This is a genomic window from Thermodesulfobacteriota bacterium (assembly GCA_040753795.1).
GTDB lineage: Bacteria > Desulfobacterota > Desulfobacteria > Desulfobacterales > Desulfosudaceae > JBFMDX01.
The window spans coordinates 233923-254325 of record JBFMDX010000003.1; the positions used below are offsets into that span (position 1 = coordinate 233923).

Annotated in this window: 15 protein-coding genes; all 15 read left to right on the forward strand. The window is 59.4% G+C overall.

What is annotated here, in order from left to right; genetic code table 11:
* The first annotated feature begins 62 nt into the window (after nucleotides 1-62).
* Nucleotides 63-2711 (forward strand): right-handed parallel beta-helix repeat-containing protein, encoded by a 2649-nt coding sequence (locus AB1724_05945; GenBank protein ID MEW6077330.1) that lies wholly within the window; start codon nucleotides 63-65, stop codon nucleotides 2709-2711.
* Between the two features lie 16 nt (nucleotides 2712-2727).
* Entirely contained in the window at nucleotides 2728-4020 is a 1293-nt protein-coding gene (gene glp, locus AB1724_05950) for a gephyrin-like molybdotransferase Glp (GenBank protein ID MEW6077331.1), read from the forward strand.
* A 40-nt stretch (nucleotides 4021-4060) separates the two neighbouring features.
* Nucleotides 4061-4870: an SDR family NAD(P)-dependent oxidoreductase gene (locus tag AB1724_05955; GenBank protein MEW6077332.1), complete on the forward strand. Its 810-nt coding sequence runs from the start codon at nucleotides 4061-4063 to the stop codon at nucleotides 4868-4870.
* 64 nt (nucleotides 4871-4934) lie between these two features.
* Complete coding sequence (locus AB1724_05960; GenBank protein MEW6077333.1) at nucleotides 4935-6446, forward strand: acyl-CoA dehydrogenase family protein; 1512 nt, start codon at nucleotides 4935-4937, stop codon at nucleotides 6444-6446.
* 89 nt (nucleotides 6447-6535) lie between these two features.
* Nucleotides 6536-7654, forward strand: coding sequence for an acyl-CoA dehydrogenase family protein (locus tag AB1724_05965; GenBank protein MEW6077334.1), 1119 nt, complete (start codon nucleotides 6536-6538; stop codon nucleotides 7652-7654).
* 59 nt (nucleotides 7655-7713) lie between these two features.
* Nucleotides 7714-9324 carry an AMP-binding protein gene (locus AB1724_05970; protein MEW6077335.1) on the forward strand — a complete coding sequence of 537 codons (1611 nt, stop codon included), beginning with the start codon at nucleotides 7714-7716 and terminating at the stop codon, nucleotides 9322-9324.
* A gap of 14 nt (nucleotides 9325-9338) precedes the next feature.
* On the forward strand, nucleotides 9339-9824 hold the full coding sequence (gene mobB, locus AB1724_05975) for a molybdopterin-guanine dinucleotide biosynthesis protein B (protein ID MEW6077336.1): 486 nt from the start codon (nucleotides 9339-9341) through the stop codon (nucleotides 9822-9824).
* A 320-nt stretch (nucleotides 9825-10144) separates the two neighbouring features.
* On the forward strand, nucleotides 10145-10534 hold the full coding sequence (locus tag AB1724_05980; protein MEW6077337.1) for a DUF2294 domain-containing protein: 390 nt from the start codon (nucleotides 10145-10147) through the stop codon (nucleotides 10532-10534).
* Between the two features lie 332 nt (nucleotides 10535-10866).
* Nucleotides 10867-11406 carry a carbonate dehydratase gene (locus AB1724_05985; protein ID MEW6077338.1) on the forward strand — a complete coding sequence of 180 codons (540 nt, stop codon included), beginning with the start codon at nucleotides 10867-10869 and terminating at the stop codon, nucleotides 11404-11406.
* Between the two features lies 1 nt (nucleotide 11407).
* Nucleotides 11408-11923, forward strand: a complete 516-nt coding sequence (gene purE, locus AB1724_05990; protein ID MEW6077339.1) for a 5-(carboxyamino)imidazole ribonucleotide mutase — start codon at nucleotides 11408-11410, stop codon at nucleotides 11921-11923.
* A 263-nt stretch (nucleotides 11924-12186) separates the two neighbouring features.
* Nucleotides 12187-13041 carry a biotin--[acetyl-CoA-carboxylase] ligase gene (locus AB1724_05995; protein MEW6077340.1) on the forward strand — a complete coding sequence of 285 codons (855 nt, stop codon included), beginning with the start codon at nucleotides 12187-12189 and terminating at the stop codon, nucleotides 13039-13041.
* A gap of 18 nt (nucleotides 13042-13059) precedes the next feature.
* Nucleotides 13060-16743: a pyruvate carboxylase gene (locus tag AB1724_06000; GenBank protein ID MEW6077341.1), complete on the forward strand. Its 3684-nt coding sequence runs from the start codon at nucleotides 13060-13062 to the stop codon at nucleotides 16741-16743.
* Nucleotides 16744-16949: 206 nt separating this feature from the next.
* Complete coding sequence (locus AB1724_06005; GenBank protein MEW6077342.1) at nucleotides 16950-18011, forward strand: glycosyltransferase; 1062 nt, start codon at nucleotides 16950-16952, stop codon at nucleotides 18009-18011.
* 235 nt (nucleotides 18012-18246) lie between these two features.
* A complete protein-coding gene (locus AB1724_06010; protein MEW6077343.1) occupies nucleotides 18247-19542 on the forward strand; it encodes a radical SAM protein in 1296 nt (431 codons plus the stop codon).
* A gap of 75 nt (nucleotides 19543-19617) precedes the next feature.
* A complete protein-coding gene (locus AB1724_06015; protein MEW6077344.1) occupies nucleotides 19618-20385 on the forward strand; it encodes an NlpC/P60 family protein in 768 nt (255 codons plus the stop codon).
* Nucleotides 20386-20403 lie beyond the last annotated feature (18 nt).

Genomic DNA, 20403 nt, shown 5'->3' on the forward strand with positions numbered 1-20403 from the left:
TGTTACTGCGTTACCGCGTTTGATTTGATGTTGTATCCCCGCATATTCAGGAGGAAACTACGATGAAACATGACAATCCTTTCAATTATCCTCTGATTCGAACGATTATCCTGATGCTGATGGTTCTCTGTCTTTCGTCCTGCGCCCTTAAAAAAGCTTACCGGTTAAGCAACTATGAAGATTTTGCGGATATTTCCAACACCATATGGTCAAACCTGTACTTTAAAATCAACAAAATCGAAATCCCTCATTATAAGCAGGTGCTTTACAAGGACACCCGCTGGCGTAAAAAGCACAGCCCCATCATACTCGACGGCAGCGTCTATGTACTACCCGGGGTATCCCTGACCATTGATCCGGGTGTCACGATCAAAATGGCAAAAGACGTGGGGATCAGCTGCAACGGCCTCATCATCGCCAGGGGCACGGCAGCCGAGCCGATCATCTTTACCCGGCTGAATGACGGGGAGTACTGGAACGCCATTGAATGCAACAACGCCTTGAAAAAAACCGGCAGTGAACCCGCCCGGGTCATGTTTGAAAACTGCGTATTCGAGTACGGACACGGCGTGGACATCAACTCCAGCGACACCATCGTGTCGTCCTGCGTGTTCCGGTACCACCGCACCACCGCCCTGCGGTTTGTATACGCCTCGGGCCTGATTTCCGGGAACCGGGTATATGGCAACTCCACGGAAACCCAGACGGAAATCGGCAACGGCTGCGGCATCAACATTTACACCAACAAGACCGTCCGGGTGGAGAACAATGAAATTTATGAAAACGCCTCCCTCGGCGGTCGGGACGGCGGCGGCGGCATTTACGCCTTTGCCTATGACGAGGGCCAGGTCACGGTAACCGGCAACACGGTCAGAAACAATACCAGTGACTACAAGGCCGGCGGCATCTTCGCCTATGCCGCCAAAGTCACCGGCAACACGGTCATAGACAACCGCTCGGATAAATCCGGCGGCGGCATTCACGCCATTGAATCGGTGGTCAGCGACAATGTGGTGTCCGGAAACCGGTCCAACGAAGGCGGCGGCGTTTATTCGGAACACTGCGAATTGTCGCACAATCTGATCAAGGGCAATACCGCCTTCGACGGTAGCGGTTTCTTCCATATCGGCGGCGGCGTCATTCAGTATAATACGGTGACGGCCAATCAAGGCACCCGGCCGGAGCGGAGCGCGGCGGTCGCCCTGTCCGGCAATCCCTTCATCGAGGACAACAACATCGTCGCGCCGAACGGATACGCTGTCAAGTTCCTGTCCCACTCGCTGTCACCGGATTTGAAGGCGGATAACAACTACTGGGGGACCACCGACCAAGCCGTCATTGACGAACTGATCTGCGACTGGATGGAAAATACCCAGGTGGGACTGGTGAGTCGGGATCATTTCCGATCCGCGCCGGTGGAGGAGGCCTACCCGGAGACCGACGCAGCCAACCTGAAAACAGGCGTAACCGCCAGCCCGGTGCCGCCGGGCACCCTTCGGGGTATGCTCGAATCCGACACTTTCCTGGGCAGAGATGACGCCAAGCGCTATGCCGTCACCGGCAACCTGCTGATCCGGGAAGGCGCCCTCCTGGATATCGCCCCGGGCTGCGAATTGACCCTTGCCGGGGATGTCACTATCCGGGTTCGCGGTCAACTGACAGCCGCCGGAGAGGCGAAGCGACCGATCAAATTTACCGGCGACCGTAATCAGCCGTGGGGTCATATCCTGTTTGAAAACCGGAGTCTGGACGCTGACGACCAGTCGGCTGCGGCGCAGATTACCAACATCATGCAGCACTGCCTGATCGAAAACGGACAGGGCGTGCTCATGGACGGATACGGCGCCGACTTGACCGGCTGCACGGTCAGAAATCACCGGGGCACCGGTATTCGCATCAAGGAAGTACCCGCCGCCATCAAAGATTGCCTGATTCAGGACAATACCAGTGATTCGGACGGCGGCGGTATTTATGTCTACGGCAGCAAACGAGTCCTGCTCCACAACAACCGGATTACCGGTAACACGGCCGCCGACGGCGGCGGTATTTTCGCCTACGGCTACCGTTCCAACGTCGGGGTGGATATCCGCGATAATCAGATTACCGGCAACATCAGCCGGGGAGACGGGGGCGGCATCTGGACCTCCCGGACAGCGATGGTCAACAATACCATCACCGGCAACCGGACCGAAGCCAAGGGCGGCGGCGTTTATGCCAGTTTCGCGCTGGTCGAAGGCAACCGCATCAGCAGGAACACCGCCGAAGAAGGCGGCGGCGTTTATGCCGAAGCCAACAGTTCCCTTACCGGCAACACGATTACCGACAATAACGCCCGGGGGAAACTGGGCGGCGGCGTTTATCTGAATTTCTGGGGATTGAGCCCGCACAATAAACTGTTTACGGTCAACACCGTGGAAAAAAACACGGCCCAGGGGGCAAACGGCACCGGCGGCGTGGTCATGAGCGGTGAGTCGGCCTTCGGCGGCAATATCATCGCCGGGAATTCGGGCTTTCAGTTGAACAACCGGAATCCGGCCGAAGGTAAAAGCATCATCGTCAAGGATTGCTACTGGGGAACGACCGAAACCCGGCAGATTGAAGACCTGATTTACGACGGCCTGGATGATCCCTCCCTGTCCGTTTCCGGTTATACCCCCTTTGCCCGGACAAAGGCCGAGGCGCTTTCCAAAATCGTCGTGCCTGAAGAATAGAAGAGGTATTCGCGTCATGAATCACCCGGAACCGTATTCGCCAACGCCCCCCATCGTTCAGGAAAAACGCCGGACGCGCCCTGCCTTTGACCGGCGCCTGATCGATTATGAAGAGGCCCTGCACCTGTGCCTGTCCCATGTCACCGGAAACGTGGCCGCGGAAACCGTGTCCCTGATCGGCAGCCTGGGCCGTATCCTGCGCCAGAACGTGGAAAGCGGCATCGCGGTGCCGCCTTTCAACAAGTCCATGATGGACGGGTACGCGCTCAAGGCGGACGATGTCCGGCAGGCGACGGCGGAAAGACCGGTCCGGCTGGAGGTAATCGATGAAGTTCCGGCCGGAAGCGTTTCCCGCAAAACCGTCAAGTCCGGTCAGGCCATCCGGATCATGACCGGCGCCCCGGTTCCGGAAGGCGCTGATGCCGTCATTATTATCGAGCACACCCTGCTCGCGGAAGGCGGGCACGTTCTCGTGAACGCCCCGGCCGGGGACAACAATTATATTATCAACAAAGGGCAGGACATTCTTGCCGGCGACCGGATCGCCGCGGCCGGGGAGACCGTGACGGCGGTGCTGATGGGCGTGCTGGCCAGCTGCGGCATCACGGCGGTGGATGTTTCCCGGCGGGTAAAAATCGGCATCATCTCCACCGGCAGCGAACTGGTCAGCCCCGGAACCGCCGCCCGGGAGGGCCAGATCTACGATATCAACGGCTTTTCACTGCTTGGCCTGACGACCGAGGCCGGCGCGGAAGCGACCTTCCTGGGCGTCGTCAGGGACAAGTCCGATGATCTGCTCCAGGTGCTCAACAACGCCCGGCATTTTGATATTATCCTGTTATCCGGAGGGGTTTCCGTCGGCGACTATGATATCGTTCACGAAACCCTGCAGAGAGCTGATGTTCAGGAAATCTTCTGGAGAGTCAAGGTAAAACCCGGCAAACCGCTCTTTTTCGGCAAAATGGGCGACGCCCTCATATTCGGCCTGCCGGGCAATCCGTTCTCGTCAGTCAACAATTTTTATCTGTTTGTCCGCCCGGTCATGGACAAGTTTTCCGGAAAAACCCGCTGGGGGCTGGAGACCGGCCAGGCGCCGGTCGCCAACAGCATGATCCTGCAGCCGGGGAGGCGGAAATTCCTGCGAGGCCAGCTCCGGTTGGAAGCGGACGGCTGCCGGAAAGTATGGATCATCCCCGAGCAGCGGTCCGGCGTGTTCAGCCCCATGACCCGGTCCGACGTTCTGGTGGAAGTGCCGGAAGACCGGAAAATGATCAAAGAAGGGGATGTCGCGAAAATATATTACCTGTAGACATGGGGGAAAACTTCCGTTTTCCGTTTGAGGTAAGCGCATGGATCAGATCAATCTGAAAGGAAAAACGGTTTTCATCACCGGCGCCTCTTCCGGCATCGGCAAGGAGCTGTCCCGCTGTTTCGCGGCCGAAGGCGCCAGCCTGGTCATCGCCTCCCTGGAGGCGGAAAAAGACGCCTTGAACGCCTGGGCCGAATCCCTGAGGAAAGCCTATACAATCGATGTCCGGACAATCACCGGCGACCTGTCTCTGGCCGACGGACCGGAAAAAATTTACAACCAGGTCAAGGCACTGGCCCCGGCCATCGACGTGCTGGTCAACAACGCCGGCACCATCACCTTCGGCCCTTTTTATGACACCTCCGCAGCCGCCCAGGACCGGGTGCTGGCAGTCAACGCCCGGGCCTATATGATGCTGATGCGGCTTTTCATTCCCGACATGGTCAGCCGGGGATCCGGCCATGTTTTCAACGTCAGTTCCGTTTCCGCCTTTGTCCCCACCCCCCGTCACGCGGTTTACGGGGCCACCAAGGCGTTTGTCCAGAGCCTCAGTGAAGCCGTGGCCCTGGAACTGAAGGACACCGGCGTGAAAGTTTTCACGCTCAACCCCGGCTACACGGACACGCCCCTTTTAAAAGTCCAGGGATTTCCCGAAAAACTGAGGTTTTACCGTTTTGCCGGCAAGAGCACACCGGCCACCATCGCCGAAAAGGGGGTCCGGGCTTTTTTGCGGGGCAAGCGGGTTTATATACCGGAGCCGCACCTGTGGTTCCTTTTCTTTGTCATGAACCGGTTCACTCCCAAGCGGATCATCAACGCCATTTCGGAGATGATGGTCAAGGGGATTTAACCGTAAATATTTTCACGAACAACTTTTTTCACATTACCGGCTTGTCCGGACCCAGGAGGAGACGATGATTTCCCGGTCAGAAATAAAAAGGTACACAGAAAGAGAGCCCGTCTTTGACGATATCATGTGCGGACTCAATGCCACCGGCAAACAGCCCAGGGGCATCATCAAGGAAACCCGCGAACTGGTCGCCCTGGCCAGAAAATTCAACCAGGAGGTCACCATTCCGGGAGCGCTTGAACTGGACCGGACCATGCATGCCGACCCCGATCACCTGGCCTGGGAGTATGTCAAGAAAGCCAACGAATGGGGTTTTTACTCCCTGTTTCTGCCCAAGCTGTTCGGCGGCAAAGGGTACACCATGTCCGCCATCGGCTATTTTCTGGAAGAGATCGCCTCCCGCTGCCTGGCCATCGCCAACATCATCGGCGTCCATTACCTGGGCATAACCAAGGTATCGGCCTCCTGGAACATCAAAATCGCCGACCGGATTCTCCGGGAGGTGGTAGCGGGAGAAAAAACCGGCCAGCCCTGTTTGGTGTCCCTGGCCATGACCGAGCCCGACGCCGGCACCGATTCCCAGAACGTGGAATTCATGAACACCGGCAACCTGCGCTGCCATGCCGAAAAGGTCGCGGGCGGATACAAACTGAACGGCACCAAAATCTTCATTTCCATGGGCCACATGTCCACCTGGCACCTGGTTCATGCCTACACCGATCTGAACCGGGCAGCTGAAAACACGGTCATGCTGGCGGTCAAAACCGGCGACCAGGGATTCTCCTTCGGCAAGAAGGAAAAAAAGATGGGCCAGAAGGCCAGTGTCGCCAGCGAACTGATCTTTAACGATTGCTTCGTGCCGGATGAAAACGTCTGTATCGACAATGCCCAGATCGCCAAACTCAACCGCTGCTGCCGGGACACCAATGCCCAGATCTTCGCTTATATCTGGGGCGCCTCCCGCATGGGCGTGGGTGCGTTCGGCACCGGCGCCGCCAGGGGCGCCTTTGAAACGGCCCTGCGCTTTGCCTGCGAAAACGAGTTGGCCGGCCGGAAGATGGTCGATTACGAGTGGTGCCAGAGCATGCTGGCGGAAATGTACAAAAACGTGGCCCTGGCCCGGGCCGCCTATTCCGAGGCCAACTACGCCAACGGCCTGCACGGCCTGATGAAGATCCTCAACCACAAGCCGGTTTATTACATGATGAAGTTCCTTCCCACCGGATTGGTCAACGGGATCAACCGATGGGCCAATGCCAAGCCCCTGAACACCTGGCTGATGCGGAAGATCAATTTCGACTTCCAGACCGACGCCGAAATCGACCGGGTCGACGGCTGGGGCTCCCTGGCCAAGGTGGCCGGGACCGACGCCGGCATCGTCAACTGCCGGATGGCCCTGGAACTCATGGGCCAGGCCGGCGTGCGCCAGGACCACTGGGCCGAAAAAATGCTCCGGGACGCCAAGCTGCTTCAGATCTATGAGGGCACCAACCAGGTCAATCGCATCAACCTGTTCAAGCGGCTGATCGCCCGGAACTGTCCGGGCGCTCCGGTTTTCTCGGACAACAGCATATAAATGACCGCGGGGCAACCGGCCCGGTTCCATCACCGGAGAAACGACGCAAACCGAAAATAACAAAAAATTTCAATATCAGGAGATTCGCCATGAGCGCAGCCGATAACAATGAATTAAAACTTCTGGACAATGCCTCCCGGGAATTTGCCAGAAAAGTCCTGGCCCCGGAACGGGAAGAAACCGATAAATTCCCCTTTGGGCCTTTTTTCAGCCATATTCTGGAGAAAGCCTTCGGTCTTGATTTCTTCCATATCACCCTGCCCGAGGACCTGGGCGGCGTCGGCCACGGACTGGAAGCGCTGTGCGTGGTGCTGGACAACATCTGCCAGGAGGACAGCAGCCTGGGGGGCATCATTTTCACCAACGCCTTTGCCCAGCAGATCATCCTGGCGGCCGGGGCCGGGGACATGCTCAAAGGCTTACCCGCCGACCCGAAGAAACCGACCGCTTCCCTGATCGCCTGTCCGGTCCTGTGCAACCCTTCGGAAACCCCTGTCCGGGTGACCGCCGTCAAGGAAGGAAACAGCTACCACCTCTCCGGAACCGTGAACTATGTGGTCATGGGCGGCCTGGCCGGCCAGGCCCTGATCCCGGCCACGGTCCAGGGCGGCACGGGCTATACCTGGTTTCTGATCAACCCGGCCGATTCATCCGTCGCGAAAAGCGACCCGGTCATGAGCCACGGGCTGCACGCCTGCCCGGCCGTGGACATGACCCTGAATAAGACCGTCGGACGGGCGGTCGGCGATCTGAACCAGGGGGCCGCCTGCTTTGACAAGGTTTTCCCGGCCATGCAGCTGGTGGCCGCGGCCATGTCCTGCGGCATCATGAAGGGCTCTTTTAATGAAGCGATGGGATACTGCCGGCAGCGGAGCCAGGGCGGCCGGAAGATCAAGGACTGGTCGGAGATGCAGATGCTGCTTTCCAACATGGCCATCCAGATGCAGGTGGCCGACCTGCTGGTTTCCCGGGCCGGCCGGGCCATGACCGACCAGGAGAAAAACTGGCAGACCAAAGCCCAGGCAGCCGCGCTGCATGTGATTTCCACCGCCGCCGTCCTGGCCACGGACGGCATCCAGGCCATGGGCGGGGTGGGCTACATGAAGGATTTCGGTCAGGAAAAACGGTTCCGGGACGCCGGCCAGGTCCAGGCGTTCCTGGGTAATTTTCCCATGAAAAAGATAAGCTTTATTAAACAGATCCTTTAATCCGCCGCTAAACAGGAAAGGAATACCGCCGCGGTCGGAAAGAAAAACAAGGAGCGATCATGCATCAACTGCCCATCTTTCAATGCCTGAAAATAAAAAAAATAAATCCGGACCAACTGGTTTACATTTTCGTCAACTCCGATGAATCGGAAGAAAGGGTCACCTTCGGCAATCTCTTTGAACAGAGCAACCGCATGGCCCATGTTCTGCTCAAAGCCGGCATCAGCCAGGGCGACACCTTCACCATGATTATGCGAAACTACCCGGAATTTCTCTACGCCATGTTCGCGGCCCTGTCCATCGGCGCCATCGCCGTGCCCGTCGACCCGCGGTCCAAGGGGGACAAGCTGGCTTTCCAGATCAACAACACCCGATCCAAGGCCCTGCTGATCAGCGATGAATTCATCGGCAATATCAAAGAAATCGAAAGCCAGATTAAAAGTGTCCCGGTGGCCGGCGTACTCTATAAAAAGCATCATCAGATTCCGGCCGTAAAAGAGTGGCCCTCCCTGGCCGATGTCATGGCCCAGGCCTCCCCGTCCCTGCCGGACAAGGTCGTCTCCTTTTCCAAGAAAAGCCCCGTCCAGATCATTCATACTTCCGGCACTACCGGCGATCCCAAGGGCGTGGTCCTCAGGGCCGATCGGTTCCGTCAATACGCCCTGCTGGATCGCCTGGTCTGGAAGTATAAGAACGACGATGTCCTGTATACCGGCCTGTCCATGACCCACGGCAATGCGCAATCGGTAACCGTTATCCCGGCCCTGGCCCGGACCGGTTTCCCGGCCCTGGGCCGGAAGCCCATCGTGGCCGTTATCAGCGAAAAATTCACCAAAAGCCGCATCTGGGACATCTGCCGCAAATACGGCTGCACCACTTTTTCCCTGCTGGGCGGCATGATGGCCGGCATCTTCAACGAGCCGCCCAAGAACAACGACGCCGACAACCCCGTGCGCCGGGTCGTCAGTGCCGGTACCCCCCGGGCCATCTGGGAAGACTTTGAAAGACGGTTCAACGTCCAGATCCATGAATGGTACGCCGCCATCGAAGGCGGCCTGGCCCACAACCCTCCCTGGAAAAACGGCCCGGTCGGCTCCTTCGGAAAAAACCCGCTGTTCATGCTGATGAAAATCGTGGATGAGAACGATCGCGAGCTGCCCCACGGCGAACGGGGCGAACTGATCAGCAAAATGCTCATCGGTCCCACCACGGTCAACTATTTCGGTAAAAAGAAGGAATCCAGCGAAAAAACCCGGGGCGGCTGGTTGCACAGCGGCGACATCTGCCACCGGGATGCCAATGGGTATTTCTACTTTGACTTCCGCAAGGGCGGCGGCCTGAGGCGCCAGGGTGATTTCATCCAGCCGGATTTCGTGGAGCGGGTCGTGGGCGAACATCCTTCGGTTTCCGAAGCCTGCGTCTACGGCATCCCCGCCCAGTCGGGCGCGCCGGGCGAAAGCGACATCGTGGTGGCGGTGACGCCCTTCCCCGGAGCGACCGTGGACCTGGACAGCCTCCGGGCACTGTGCCGCAAGAAACTGGAGGCCAACTCCCTGCCCAGTTACTTTCAACTGGTCAATGAAATTCCCAAGTCCAGTTCCGAAAAACACCTGGCCCGGCTGCTCAAGGACGAGTTCTCGCCGAAAGCGGAAAACGTGGTGGCCTTCTGAGGGATATTGATCTCATGCATATTGTTCATGTCGTGGGCCGCTCCAAAAACGGCAAGACCACCCTGATAGTCGAGCTGGTCAAAGAAATGACGCGCCGGGGTCTGAAGGTCGGGTCCCTCAAGCACAGCGGCCATGAACACGAACTGGACCGCCCGGGCAAGGATTCCTATCGTCACCGGGAGGCCGGGGCCGTTCCGGCCGCCATCACCACCCCCGGCCAGATGGCCGTCTTTCTGCCGGCCGTGCCGGGAGAAAACCCCTTTGACCGCCTGGGCCCCCTGTTCGGCGACTGCGATATCGTCCTGGTGGAAGGCTATGTCACCGGCCCCGGCACCAAAGTCGAGGTCTGGCGGGCGGCCACGGGCAAAGATCCGTTCTTCAAAGAGCGCCCGGAAATCCAGGCCGTGATCACCGACGACCCGGTCGAAACCGCCCTGCCCGTCCTGCCCCTGTCGAATGTTCCGGCGGTGGCGGATTTCCTGCTGGATATAGGGGAATAAACCGGCCGTTTTTTTCTTTGATTCCCGTGGTTGGCCTGCCATATATTCTTCATGTTTTTTACATTCATCACTTTTCCTCAAAACCATAAAGGGTAGCCGATGTTTCGCCCGTATTCCGATTCAAACCGATCGTTCCTATGGTTCCCGCCGGCCTCTTCCGGCTGTCCTGCTGACAGTGTTCTGATGTCTCCCGCCTGAAAGCCCCTTAACAATGTAATGGCTGGAAAAACGTTGACACACAAAGCCGGCCTTGCTATAAATAACGGCCGAAAAAACACCTCCTTATCCTTATCGTTAACATTTCAGAAAACTTAAAAAGAATGATGAAAACCAAAGGTCAGCTCGAGGCCAAAATCTGCGAAGCGGTAATAAAGTTTGAAAAAGAGTATATGGGGAGAGGTCCCCTTGAGACCAAAGCCTACATTATTGATGATATGGTCCTGGTCAGGCTGAAGGACGTACTGACCCAGGCGGAGTTGAAACTGGCCAATACAACCAATTTGAATGACGGACGGGAACTGATCAAGCGTGTCCGGATCACCTTGCTGGAACAAGGCCGCTCCCTGCTGGAAGAAGCCGTGGAAAAAATTCTGAATGTAAAGATTAGAAGTCTGCATACGGATATCAGTACGGTGACAGGGGAAAGGGTGATTATTTTTTCGTTGTCGGCGGCGCCCGAATACGTCACGGGGATCAGTAAGAAGGTTTGATTGGACGCCGCAGGCGCCATGAATAATTCCGTGCGGCGAGTTTTTTGTTGACAGACATGTCCGGGTCGTAGTTTGATCAAATCCAGCCCGGCAAGGAGGTGCCGCCATGCGGCGCTTTTTTGAAGGGTAGCGGGTTAAAGCCCGCGGAGGTCTTAGCGTTTAATCGAGCCTTTCGCCGACGGCGAAGGGGGCGGGAAGAAGATAAGGCCGTCGTTCGTTTGATTACGAACGGCGGCTTTTTTTTTGCAACCGGAGACACCGCCGTGCAAGCGGCAGAAAGCTGCTCGTTTTTACGGCAGGAAGAAAAACTGAACTCATCAAATGGAGGGAACATGCTGTATCGCAATCATGCCGGCGATAAGCCGGTGGTGGCCGCAACGGCGACGATTCATCCCTCGGCCGTGGTGATCGGTAACGTACACATCGGTGAAAAGGTTTTTGTCGGGCCCAATGCCGTCATCCGGGCGGACGAGCCGTGCCCCACCGGCAAGGTGGAGGCGATCATCATCGAAGCGGAAGTCAACATCCAGGACGGCGTCATCATCCACGCCCTGGGCGGTTCGCCGGTGCGCATCGGCAGGGGCAGTTCCCTGGCTCATGGATCTGTAATTCACGGGCCCTGCAACGTGAACGAGAATTGTTTCATCGGTTTTAAAACCGTCGTGTTCAATGCCGAACTGGGCGCGGGGGTCGTCATCCAGCACCAGACATTGGTGGAAGGCGTCGTCATACCGGCAGGCCTGCACGTGCCTTCCATGTCCGGCGTGCTGAACCAGGACGATGTCCGGCAACTGCGCCCCGTCACTCCCGAACTGACCGCTTTCGCGGAAAAGGTCCGGCAAACCAACATCTTTTTAGCGGAGGTAGGCTGACATGAACGATCCAACCATTCGACAAAAGCCCAAAGTGGCTGTGGTCATGGGGAGCAAGTCTGATGACGAAACGATGAAGGAATGCGCCGGCGTTTTAGCCGCTTTCAAAGTGCCCTACGAAGTCCGGGTGATCTCGGCCCACCGGACCCCGGATCGCGCCCACGAATTCGCCGCCGGAGCCGAAGATCGGGGTATTCAGCTGATCATCGCGGCCGCCGGGAAAGCGGCTCATCTGGCCGGCGTGCTGGCGTCTTTGACGACCTTGCCGGTTCTCGGCGTGCCCATGACCACATCGGATCTGGGCGGCCTGGATTCTCTGCTTTCGACGGTTCAGATGCCCGGTGGAATCCCGGTAGGCACCCTGGCCATCGGCAAGGCAGGGGCTAAAAACGCGGCCTTGCTGGCCGTCTCCATTCTGGCCCTGAGTGACGAACGGTTGCGTTCGGAACTTAAAGCCTACCGGGAAAAAATGCGCGCCGAGGTCGCGGCCGACGACGAACGGATGAGGGATATCTGACGGCTTGCTGTCCGCGGCAACCGGAAAACGGGCGGATGAAAAACCGGATGGGGTTCTCCGCGCCGGTAAACGTGCCTGTTGCTATAACAAGAAAGCGTTACAAATTATTTGACAACAGAGATCAGAGATTGTAGAAAGTTTCGCCTTTTGAACACAGATGTCCAGATTGATCTTTTGACCGGAATTCACCCGCGGGTTGGGAGTTCCGGTTTTTTATGCCCTCCGGAACCGGTTCCGACGGAGAATAACAGGCTGCTGAAAAAATGAATGAAAACTTTACCGGGCACGGCGCGATAAGCGTCGCTCCGCCGGCCGGAAACCCCGACTTGCGGGAGAAAGCGACCGCTTCCGAAACCGGGGGGCACTCACCCCTGCGTCGGGTGGATTCATCCGGCGCTTTTGCCGTCTACTATTGCGACCACGCTACGTCGACCATGGACGCGGCCTTCGGGCTGGCTGCCCGGGGACGGTTCCCGGAAGGATCGTCGGTAATGGCCGGGCGCCAGACAAAGGGGCGGGGGCAGTTTACCAGGCCCTGGGTTTCTCCGCCGGGCAATCTTTACGCCTCCATCCGCCTGCCGCAGCCCGGCCGGGAGTTTCCCCTGACGCCGTTTGTTCTGGCCCTGGCGGTCAACCGGGTGCTCAGCGGCCTGGGCCTGTTTGCCGAATTCAAATGGCCCAACGACATTCTGGTGAACCGGAAAAAAGCCGGCGGCATCCTGGTGGAGGAAAGGTCGGGGGTGACGGTCGCGGGAGTCGGCCTCAACCTGGCCAGCGCCCCGCCGGATTCGGAACTGAGGGACTCCCGGTCGATCCCGGCAATCTGTTTGAATGTTTGCGGCGTGTCCCGGCAGCCGCTGGCGCTGTGGCGGGAGCTCGCCGGGTCCATCATGGACCATCTGGACCGCTTCCGGGCCTGCCCGGACCGGAACGGCCTTGTCCGCTCCCTGGAAAAAAATCTCGCCTTCATGGGCGAACGGGTGGTGACCGCCTCTGCCGGCGGGCATGAAATTCCGGCCACGGTGTCGGGGTTATCGGAATCCGGGGGCATCCGGCTGAAAACTCAGGAGGGAGAAAAAATCCTGTTTTCCGGAAGCATTCTCCCCCTTATCTGTTGATGGCTGATCGGAGGAATCATGAAAACATTCGCTGACGTGTGCGCAGAAATCAGAGACAAAAAAATACTGGTGGCCAACCGGGGCATCGCGGCCCGGAGAATCACCCGGACCATCCGGGAACTGTTCAGGGCCGTCCCGGTCATGACCGTGACCGACGTGGACAAGACCGCCCCGTTCACGGCCGGCGCCAGGGAACTGGTGCTGCTGGGCCAGAACCCCCGGGCCTACCTGGAACTCGACCGGATCATCGCCCTGTCCAGAAAGCAGGGCATCGCCGCCATCCACCCGGGCTGGGGGTTCGCCTCGGAGGACGCGGGCTTTCCGGACAAGTGCCGGCAGGCGGGCATTCTTTTTATCGGTCCCTCCTCCGAAGGCATGGAACTTCTGGGCAACAAGGTCAGGGTGCGGGAACTGGCCAGAAAACTGGACATCCCGGTCGTACCGGGGTCTCCCGGCGCGGTGGACGTGGAAACCGCCCGGCAGGTGGCCCTGGAAATCGGCCTGCCCGTCATGCTCAAGGCCGAAGGCGGCGGCGGCGGCCGGGGCATTTACGCGGTCCACGACCTGGAGCAGATGGAAAACGCCTTTGCCAAGGCCTCGGCCCTGGCCCACGCCTCCTTCGGGAACCCCAGGCTCTTCGTGGAAAAACTGCTCACCTCGGTGCGCCACATCGAAATCCAGGTCATCGCCGATTGCCACGGCCATGTCTTCGCCTTTGACGAACGGGACTGCACCGTTCAGCGCAACCACCAGAAACTGGTCGAGATCACCCCCTCCCCCTGGCCGAAGATGACCGCGGAACTGCGGTCCCGCCTGAAAGAGTACGCCTCCCGGCTGGTCAGGGCCGTCAACTATCACTCCCTGGCCACGGTGGAATTTCTCGTGGATGCCGACGGGAACGTCTACCTCATCGAGGTCAACACCCGCCTCCAGGTGGAGCACGGCATCACCGAGTGCCGTTACGGCATCGATTTGGTGGAAGAGCAGATCGCGGTGGCCTTCGGGGCAAAGCTCCGCTTCAACGAGGCGGACACCCTGCCCCGGTCCCACGCCATCCAGGTGCGGATCAACTGCGAGGACCCCCGCCACGGTTTTACCCCCAACTCGGGGCTCATCACCCGCTATCTCTCGCCGGGCGGCCCCGGCATCCGCCTGGACTCCTGCGTTTCCGGCGGCTACGAGTTCCCGCCCCACTACGACTCGGCGGCGGCCCTGCTCATCGCCTACGGCGGGGACCGGGACAAGACCCTGGCCATCATGGACCGGGCCCTGAACGAATACATCATCGGCGGCCCCAAGACGACCATCCCCTTCCACCTGCGGATCATCAACCACCCCCGCTTCCGGGCCGGGGATTACGACACCCGCTTCGTCGACACCACGCCGGAACTGATGTATTACAAGGACCTGGACCTGGAAGCCCTGCGGTTGAGCCGCCTGACAGCCGAAATATCGGCCCGGGGGTACAACCCCTTTGTCCAGCTCGGCGAATACCGGGGACTGGAGGACAAGCGCATGCCGGTTTTCGAGCCGGTGCTGCCCAAGCTGGACAAGACACGCGTCGACCCGGCCTATCCCCGGGGAGACCGGAAGGCCCTGCTCGACTATGTCCGGGATTCGGGCCGGGTCCACTTCACCGACACCACTCCCCGGGACATCACCCAGTCCAACAGCGGCAACCGCTTCCGCCTGGCCGAAGACATCCTCATCGGCCCCTACCTGGACCGGTGCGGCTTCTTTTCCATCGAAAACGGCGGCGGCGCCCACTTTCACGTGGCCCTCATGGCCAACATGACCTATCCCTTCAACGAGGCCAAGGTCTGGAACCAGATCGCGCCGGCCACGCCCAAGCAGATCCTGGTGCGCTCCACCAACCTGCTGGGCTACAAGCCCCAGCCCCGGAACCTGATGCGGCTCACCGGCGAGATGATCTGCGAGCACCACGACATCGTCCGCTGTTTCGACTTCCTCAACCACATGGACAACATGGCCCCCCTGGCCGAAGTGGTCATGGCCGCGGAGGGGAACGTGTTCGAGCCCGCCATTTCCCTTTCCTGGGCCCGGGGATTCGACGTGCCCCATTACCTCAACGCCGTGGACGAGATCATGGCCATGATTTCCCGCGTCACCGGCCGCCCGGCGTCCCGGGCCCAGAAGGAGTTCATCCTGGGGCTCAAGGACATGGCCGGCGTCTGTCCCCCGCGGTTCATGAAGGGCCTGGTCGCCGCCATCCGCAGAAAATACCCCGAACTGGTGATCCACTACCACCGCCACTTCACCGACGGGCTGTTCACCCCCTCGGTCGCCGGGGCCGCCTGGGCCGGCGCCCACATCGTGGACACGGCCATCGGTTCCGCCGTCCGCTGGTACGGCCAGGGCGAGGTCCTGTCCACCGCCGCCTACATGGAAGAGGAGCTGGGCCTGAAAACCTCCCTGAACAGGGAAATGATCCGCGCCTGCAACTTCGTCCTCAAGCAGATCATGCCCTACTATGACCGCTACGCCGCCCCCTACTTCAGGGGCATCGACCATGACGTCATTCACCACGGCATGCCCGGCGGGGCCACCTCCTCCTCCCAGGAAGGCGCCATGAAGCAGGGCTACATCCGCCTCCTCCCCTACATGCTGCGGTTCCTGGCGGGGACCCGGAAGATCGTCCGTTACCACGACGTGACGCCCGGCTCCCAGATCACCTGGAACACGGCCTTCCTGGCGGTCACCGGTGCCTTCAAGCGCGGCGGCGAAGAGGAGGTCGGCCGGCTGCTCTGGGTGCTGGAAGAAGTCGCGGGCGTCCCGGAAAACCAGTTGAGCGCGGAACTGAAAAAAGAACGCCTGATTCTCTACCGTGAAGCCAACGACGCCTTCCGCAACCTGCTGCTGGGCCGGTTCGGCAAAATGCCCCTGGGATTCCCGCCCGACTGGGTGTACGAAAGCGCCTTCGGCCCGGATTACCGGACCCATCTGACCGGGAGGACCGAAAACTCTCCGCTGGACTCCCTGGTGGACATCGATATCGCGGCCGAAAAGGAGGCCCTGACCGTCAAAATCGAACGGGTGCCCACCCGTGAAGAGCTGGTACTCTATCTCAACCATCCGGCCGACGCGCTCAAAACCATCATCTTCCGGCACAATTTCGGCAATCCCAACCGCCTGCCCCTGGATGTGTGGTTCGAGGGACTGACCGCGGGAAGGGAGATGAACTTCTGCGACACCGACGGCAAGCCCCACCGGATGACCATCATCGACATCGGTCCGGTGGATCCCCAGGGGGTCCGCCTGGTTCGATACAACCTTGACGACGAGACCTTTACCCATCCGGTGCAGGTGGCCGAACCGGCCAGCGCGGGCGTGGGCGGGATCGAAATGGCCGACAGGAAAAACCCGTTCCATGTCGCCTCGCCCAGCACGGGAGACCTGTGGGTCATGTACGTCAAGCCCGGAGACACCGTGGTCAAAGGCGAGGAACTGTTCAACATCACCATCATGAAGCAGGAGAAGGCCGTGCTCTCTCCCGTGGACGGGATGGTGGAGCGCGTTCTCAAGACCGCGGACTTCAAGCACGACAAGAACATGGTGCCGGTGCGGGAGGGGGAGCTCCTGGTGGTGCTGGCTCCTGTGCCCAGGCGCTGCGATCAGTGCCAAAGCCCGGTCAAGGACGACGCCTTCAGCTTTTGCCCGTCCTGCGGCGCCGGACTCAAATAGGAATCAGGCCCGGGCCAAAAATGACGTAGTGAAAAAGATGGATGATAGCCGGTGTTTTAAAAAACAAGGTATCATTACATTCTTCTTCTGCATTCCCTAATATGCTGATTGGGGTGTCCCCTTATACCGCTTGCTATGGTCAAATTTATGGAGTTGACGGTAAGATAGTAGACAAGAAAACTTTTCGCGAAAGCCAGTCTATCGCCTTGGTAACACGAGGCATCCTTGACCCCGGGCAGCATCTGCGTTACCTTCCGGTCATGATACCGCGTGTCAGCATCCTGCTTCCCGTGTTCAACTCCGAGGAGACGCTTACCGAATGCCTCGACAGCCTCCTTTCCCAGACTTTCGGCGATTTTGAGATCATCGCGGTAGATGACGGCTCCACCGACGGCAGCGCCGGCGTGCTGCTGGATTACCAGCGCAGGGACAGGCGCATCAAGGTGATCCATATCGCGCACTCCGGCATCGTTACCGCCCTCCAGACCGCTGCCGGACTGTCCAGCGCGCCCTGCCTGGCCCGGATGGACGCCGACGACATCAGCCTGCCCCGGCGGCTGGAAAAGCAGGTCACCCTGCTTGACCGGCGTCCGGACATCGCCCTGGCGGGATGCCGGGTGGGAGAGGTGCCCGGCTTTCCCATACGGGGCGGCTACGCCATGTACTTCCAATGGGTCAACGCGCTGATCGAACCCGATCAGATCGCCGGCAACCTGTATGTCGAATCCCCCCTGCCCCACCCCACGGTGATGTTCCGCCGGGAACCATACCTGGATGTGGGCGGATATCAGGACCATGGCTGGCCCGAGGATTACGACCTGTGGCTGCGGATGCACCTGGCCGGGTACCGGTTCGCCAAGGTGCCCGAAGAGCTCCTGCTGTGGCGCGACCACGGCGCCCGCGCCAGCCGGCGAAATCACCGTTACGACGTGGAGGCTTTCTTCAGGGCCAAAGCGTATTACCTGGCCCAGGGCCCTTTGAAGGGAGTCGGGGAGGTGGTGATCTGCGGCGCCGGGAAAACCGCCCGCCGGCACGCCGCCCACCTGACCGGATACGGCATCAGGATCGCGGCCTACGTGGATGTGGATCCCGGGAAGATCGGCCGCTTCATGGCCGGTGTGCCGGTGGTCGGCATCGATGACCTGACCGCCTTCGCAGGCCGGATCATCCTGTCTTTCGTGGCCAGGTGGGGCGCCCGGGAAGCGATCCGCGACCGGCTCAACGCCATGGGAAAGATCGAGGGCAAAGACTACCTCTGCTGCGCTTAGCCCTGGCGGCCGCCATGGCAATCCCGTATAAGTCGTCCATCCAGCCGATCGGGCATGTTCCTGAGCCCACCAGACCGTGGGCTTTCATGGCCACCCCTCAGACATAAAAATCGCCTTCGAATTGAATATCTCGAGACAGTATATATATAAATTGATAAAAAAAAGGTTTTTTATATTTCAGTCAAATGATAGGGTCATAGGAAAAATGCCGGAATGTTCCGGTCGGGGAGGTTTGATGAAAAAACTGCTGCTGGTTCTTCCACGCCATGAAAAAGGATATTGGGGCCATCTATCCAGGTCCGGCAAGGCCGGCATGGCCAGGCTCAGCCTGACGGTAATCGCTTCGCTGACGCCGTCAGACTGGGAAGTGACTATTCATGATGCCAGAGTAAATCCGATTGACTTTAATAAAAAATTCGACCTGGTTGGAATTACCGCGTTTACCGCCGAGGCGCCCGCCGCTTATGAAATCGCCGACAGGTTCCGGGACAGGGGGGTGCCGGTGGTCATGGGCGGTTTTCACGTGTCCGCTCTGCCCGAAGAAGCCCTGCGGCATGCCGACAGCGTGGTGGTCGGGGAAGCCGAGCCGGTATGGCGCCAACTGCTGGAAGATCTGGGAAATAAACGGCTGAAGTCGATTTACAAAGGGAATAAACCGTCGGACATGACCGGCATGGCCGTCCCGGCCCGCCATCTTTTAGACAGAAATGTTTACTCCACCGGTTTTTACACGGTTCAGGCCACCCGCGGCTGCCCGCATGATTGCGAATACTGCGCCGTCAGCGCCTTTTTCGGGAGAAAGTACCGGGTCCGGCCGGTGGCCGAGGTGGTGGATGAAATCCGCCGGTTCGATACCCGGAATTTTTTCTTCGTGGATGACAACATCACCGGACGCAAGGCATACGCCAAAGAACTCTTCCGGGCGCTGGCGCCGCTGCGGATGGCCTGGGGAGGTCAGACGGACATCAATATCGCCGACGACGCCGGACTGCTGGACCTCTATGCCCGCGGCGGCGGCCGCTACGCCTTTATCGGCTTTGAATCCTTGTCCGAAGCCAATTTGAAACGGATGAACAAATCCTGGAACTCGCCGGACCGGTACCGCCAGGCGGTCAGGCGCATTCAGAAAACCGGGGTGAGCGTTCTGGGAAGTTTTATCTTCGGGCTGGATGATGATGACCCCGGCGTTTTTGACCGGACGATTGATTTTGTCAAATCCAGCGGCATCGACGCCGCTCAGTTTCATATCCTGACGCCCCTGCCCGGCACCCGTCTCTATCGGGATATGGATGCGGCCGGCCGCATCGTCGACCGGGACTGGTCGAACTATCACACCGGCCAGGTAGTTTTCAAGCCGGCCGGCATGACGGCGGAAGAATTGCAGCAGGGCTACTGGCGGGCGTTTCGTAAAATTTATGCCATGCCCCATACCCTCAAGCGGTCCTTCCGGCGTTTCCGCGGCCTGAAATACCGGGTGGCGCTGAACCTGGGATACCGGAAAAAAGCCCTGCTGATGCCGGACACGGCGTAAACCCAGGACTTTTTCTTGATTCACAGAGGCCCTGCTGTTTATACTGTTTATATGGCGGAACACGAACAGAGGGTAATGTCGCATTCCGGTATCCGGGTTAAATTCAAGGCCGCCGCCATGGCGGTCTTTCTTTTCGTGCTGGCCGTCGGCATGATGTCGTGCGCCGGCCCGGGCCTTCGGAAAAAAGGCCCCGGGGAAATCCCCCGACTGGGGTATGCCGTTCAGGTGGGGGCCTTTTCGGACGTGAACAACGCCGCCCGGCTGACCGAGTCGCTGCGCCAGCAGGGTCTGGACGCCACCTATCTGGTGGCCCGGGCCGGCCTTTACAAGGTTCGGTTCGGCAACTTTTCCACCAGAGAGGCGGCCCGGCGGCGGGCCGAGGGGCTCAAGTCAAAAGGCGTCATCGAGGAATTCTACATCGTCCAGCCGGAAGAGTACGCGGCCTATAAACGGGACGCATACGGCGAAAGCTATCTCCGGGAGGAGATCATCAAAACCGCCGAGAGCTTTATCGGCCTTCCCTACCTGTGGGGCGGAACCTCGGCCGACACCGGTTTTGACTGCAGCGGCCTTACCCTGGCGGTGTATCGGATCAACGGCCTGGACCTGCCCCGGTCATCCGGCGAACAGTACGAAAAAGGAGAACCGGTCAAGCGCGGCGACCTGGCCAGAGGGGATCTGGTTTTTTTCAGCAACACCGGCGGCAAGATCAGCCATGTGGGCATTTACGCCGGAGAGGGTCGCTTCATTCACGCCCCCGGCCGGGGCAAGACCGTGCGTTACGACTCCCTGGACCTGCCCTATTTCCGCGATTCCTTTCGCGGAGCCCGCTCGTACGTGTGACGGTCCTGCCGCCAACTC

Excerpts from the sequence above, each read along its gene's own strand:
- AB1724_05985 (MEW6077338.1), top strand. The coding sequence starts at position 10,867 with ATGCTGTATCGCAATCATGCCGGCGATAAGCCGGTGGTGGCCGCAACG.
- AB1724_05955 (MEW6077332.1), top strand. The coding sequence starts at position 4,061 with ATGGATCAGATCAATCTGAAAGGAAAAACGGTTTTCATCACCGGCGCC.
- AB1724_05980 (MEW6077337.1), top strand. The coding sequence starts at position 10,145 with ATGATGAAAACCAAAGGTCAGCTCGAGGCCAAAATCTGCGAAGCGGTA.
- AB1724_05970 (MEW6077335.1), top strand. The coding sequence starts at position 7,714 with ATGCATCAACTGCCCATCTTTCAATGCCTGAAAATAAAAAAAATAAAT.
- AB1724_05945 (MEW6077330.1), top strand. The coding sequence starts at position 63 with ATGAAACATGACAATCCTTTCAATTATCCTCTGATTCGAACGATTATC.
- AB1724_05965 (MEW6077334.1), top strand. The coding sequence starts at position 6,536 with ATGAGCGCAGCCGATAACAATGAATTAAAACTTCTGGACAATGCCTCC.
- AB1724_06010 (MEW6077343.1), top strand. The coding sequence starts at position 18,247 with ATGAAAAAACTGCTGCTGGTTCTTCCACGCCATGAAAAAGGATATTGG.
- purE (MEW6077339.1), top strand. The coding sequence starts at position 11,408 with ATGAACGATCCAACCATTCGACAAAAGCCCAAAGTGGCTGTGGTCATG.
- AB1724_06000 (MEW6077341.1), top strand. The coding sequence starts at position 13,060 with ATGAAAACATTCGCTGACGTGTGCGCAGAAATCAGAGACAAAAAAATA.
- glp (MEW6077331.1), top strand. The coding sequence starts at position 2,728 with ATGAATCACCCGGAACCGTATTCGCCAACGCCCCCCATCGTTCAGGAA.
- AB1724_05995 (MEW6077340.1), top strand. The coding sequence starts at position 12,187 with ATGAATGAAAACTTTACCGGGCACGGCGCGATAAGCGTCGCTCCGCCG.
- mobB (MEW6077336.1), top strand. The coding sequence starts at position 9,339 with ATGCATATTGTTCATGTCGTGGGCCGCTCCAAAAACGGCAAGACCACC.
- AB1724_05960 (MEW6077333.1), top strand. The coding sequence starts at position 4,935 with ATGATTTCCCGGTCAGAAATAAAAAGGTACACAGAAAGAGAGCCCGTC.
- AB1724_06015 (MEW6077344.1), top strand. The coding sequence starts at position 19,618 with ATGTCGCATTCCGGTATCCGGGTTAAATTCAAGGCCGCCGCCATGGCG.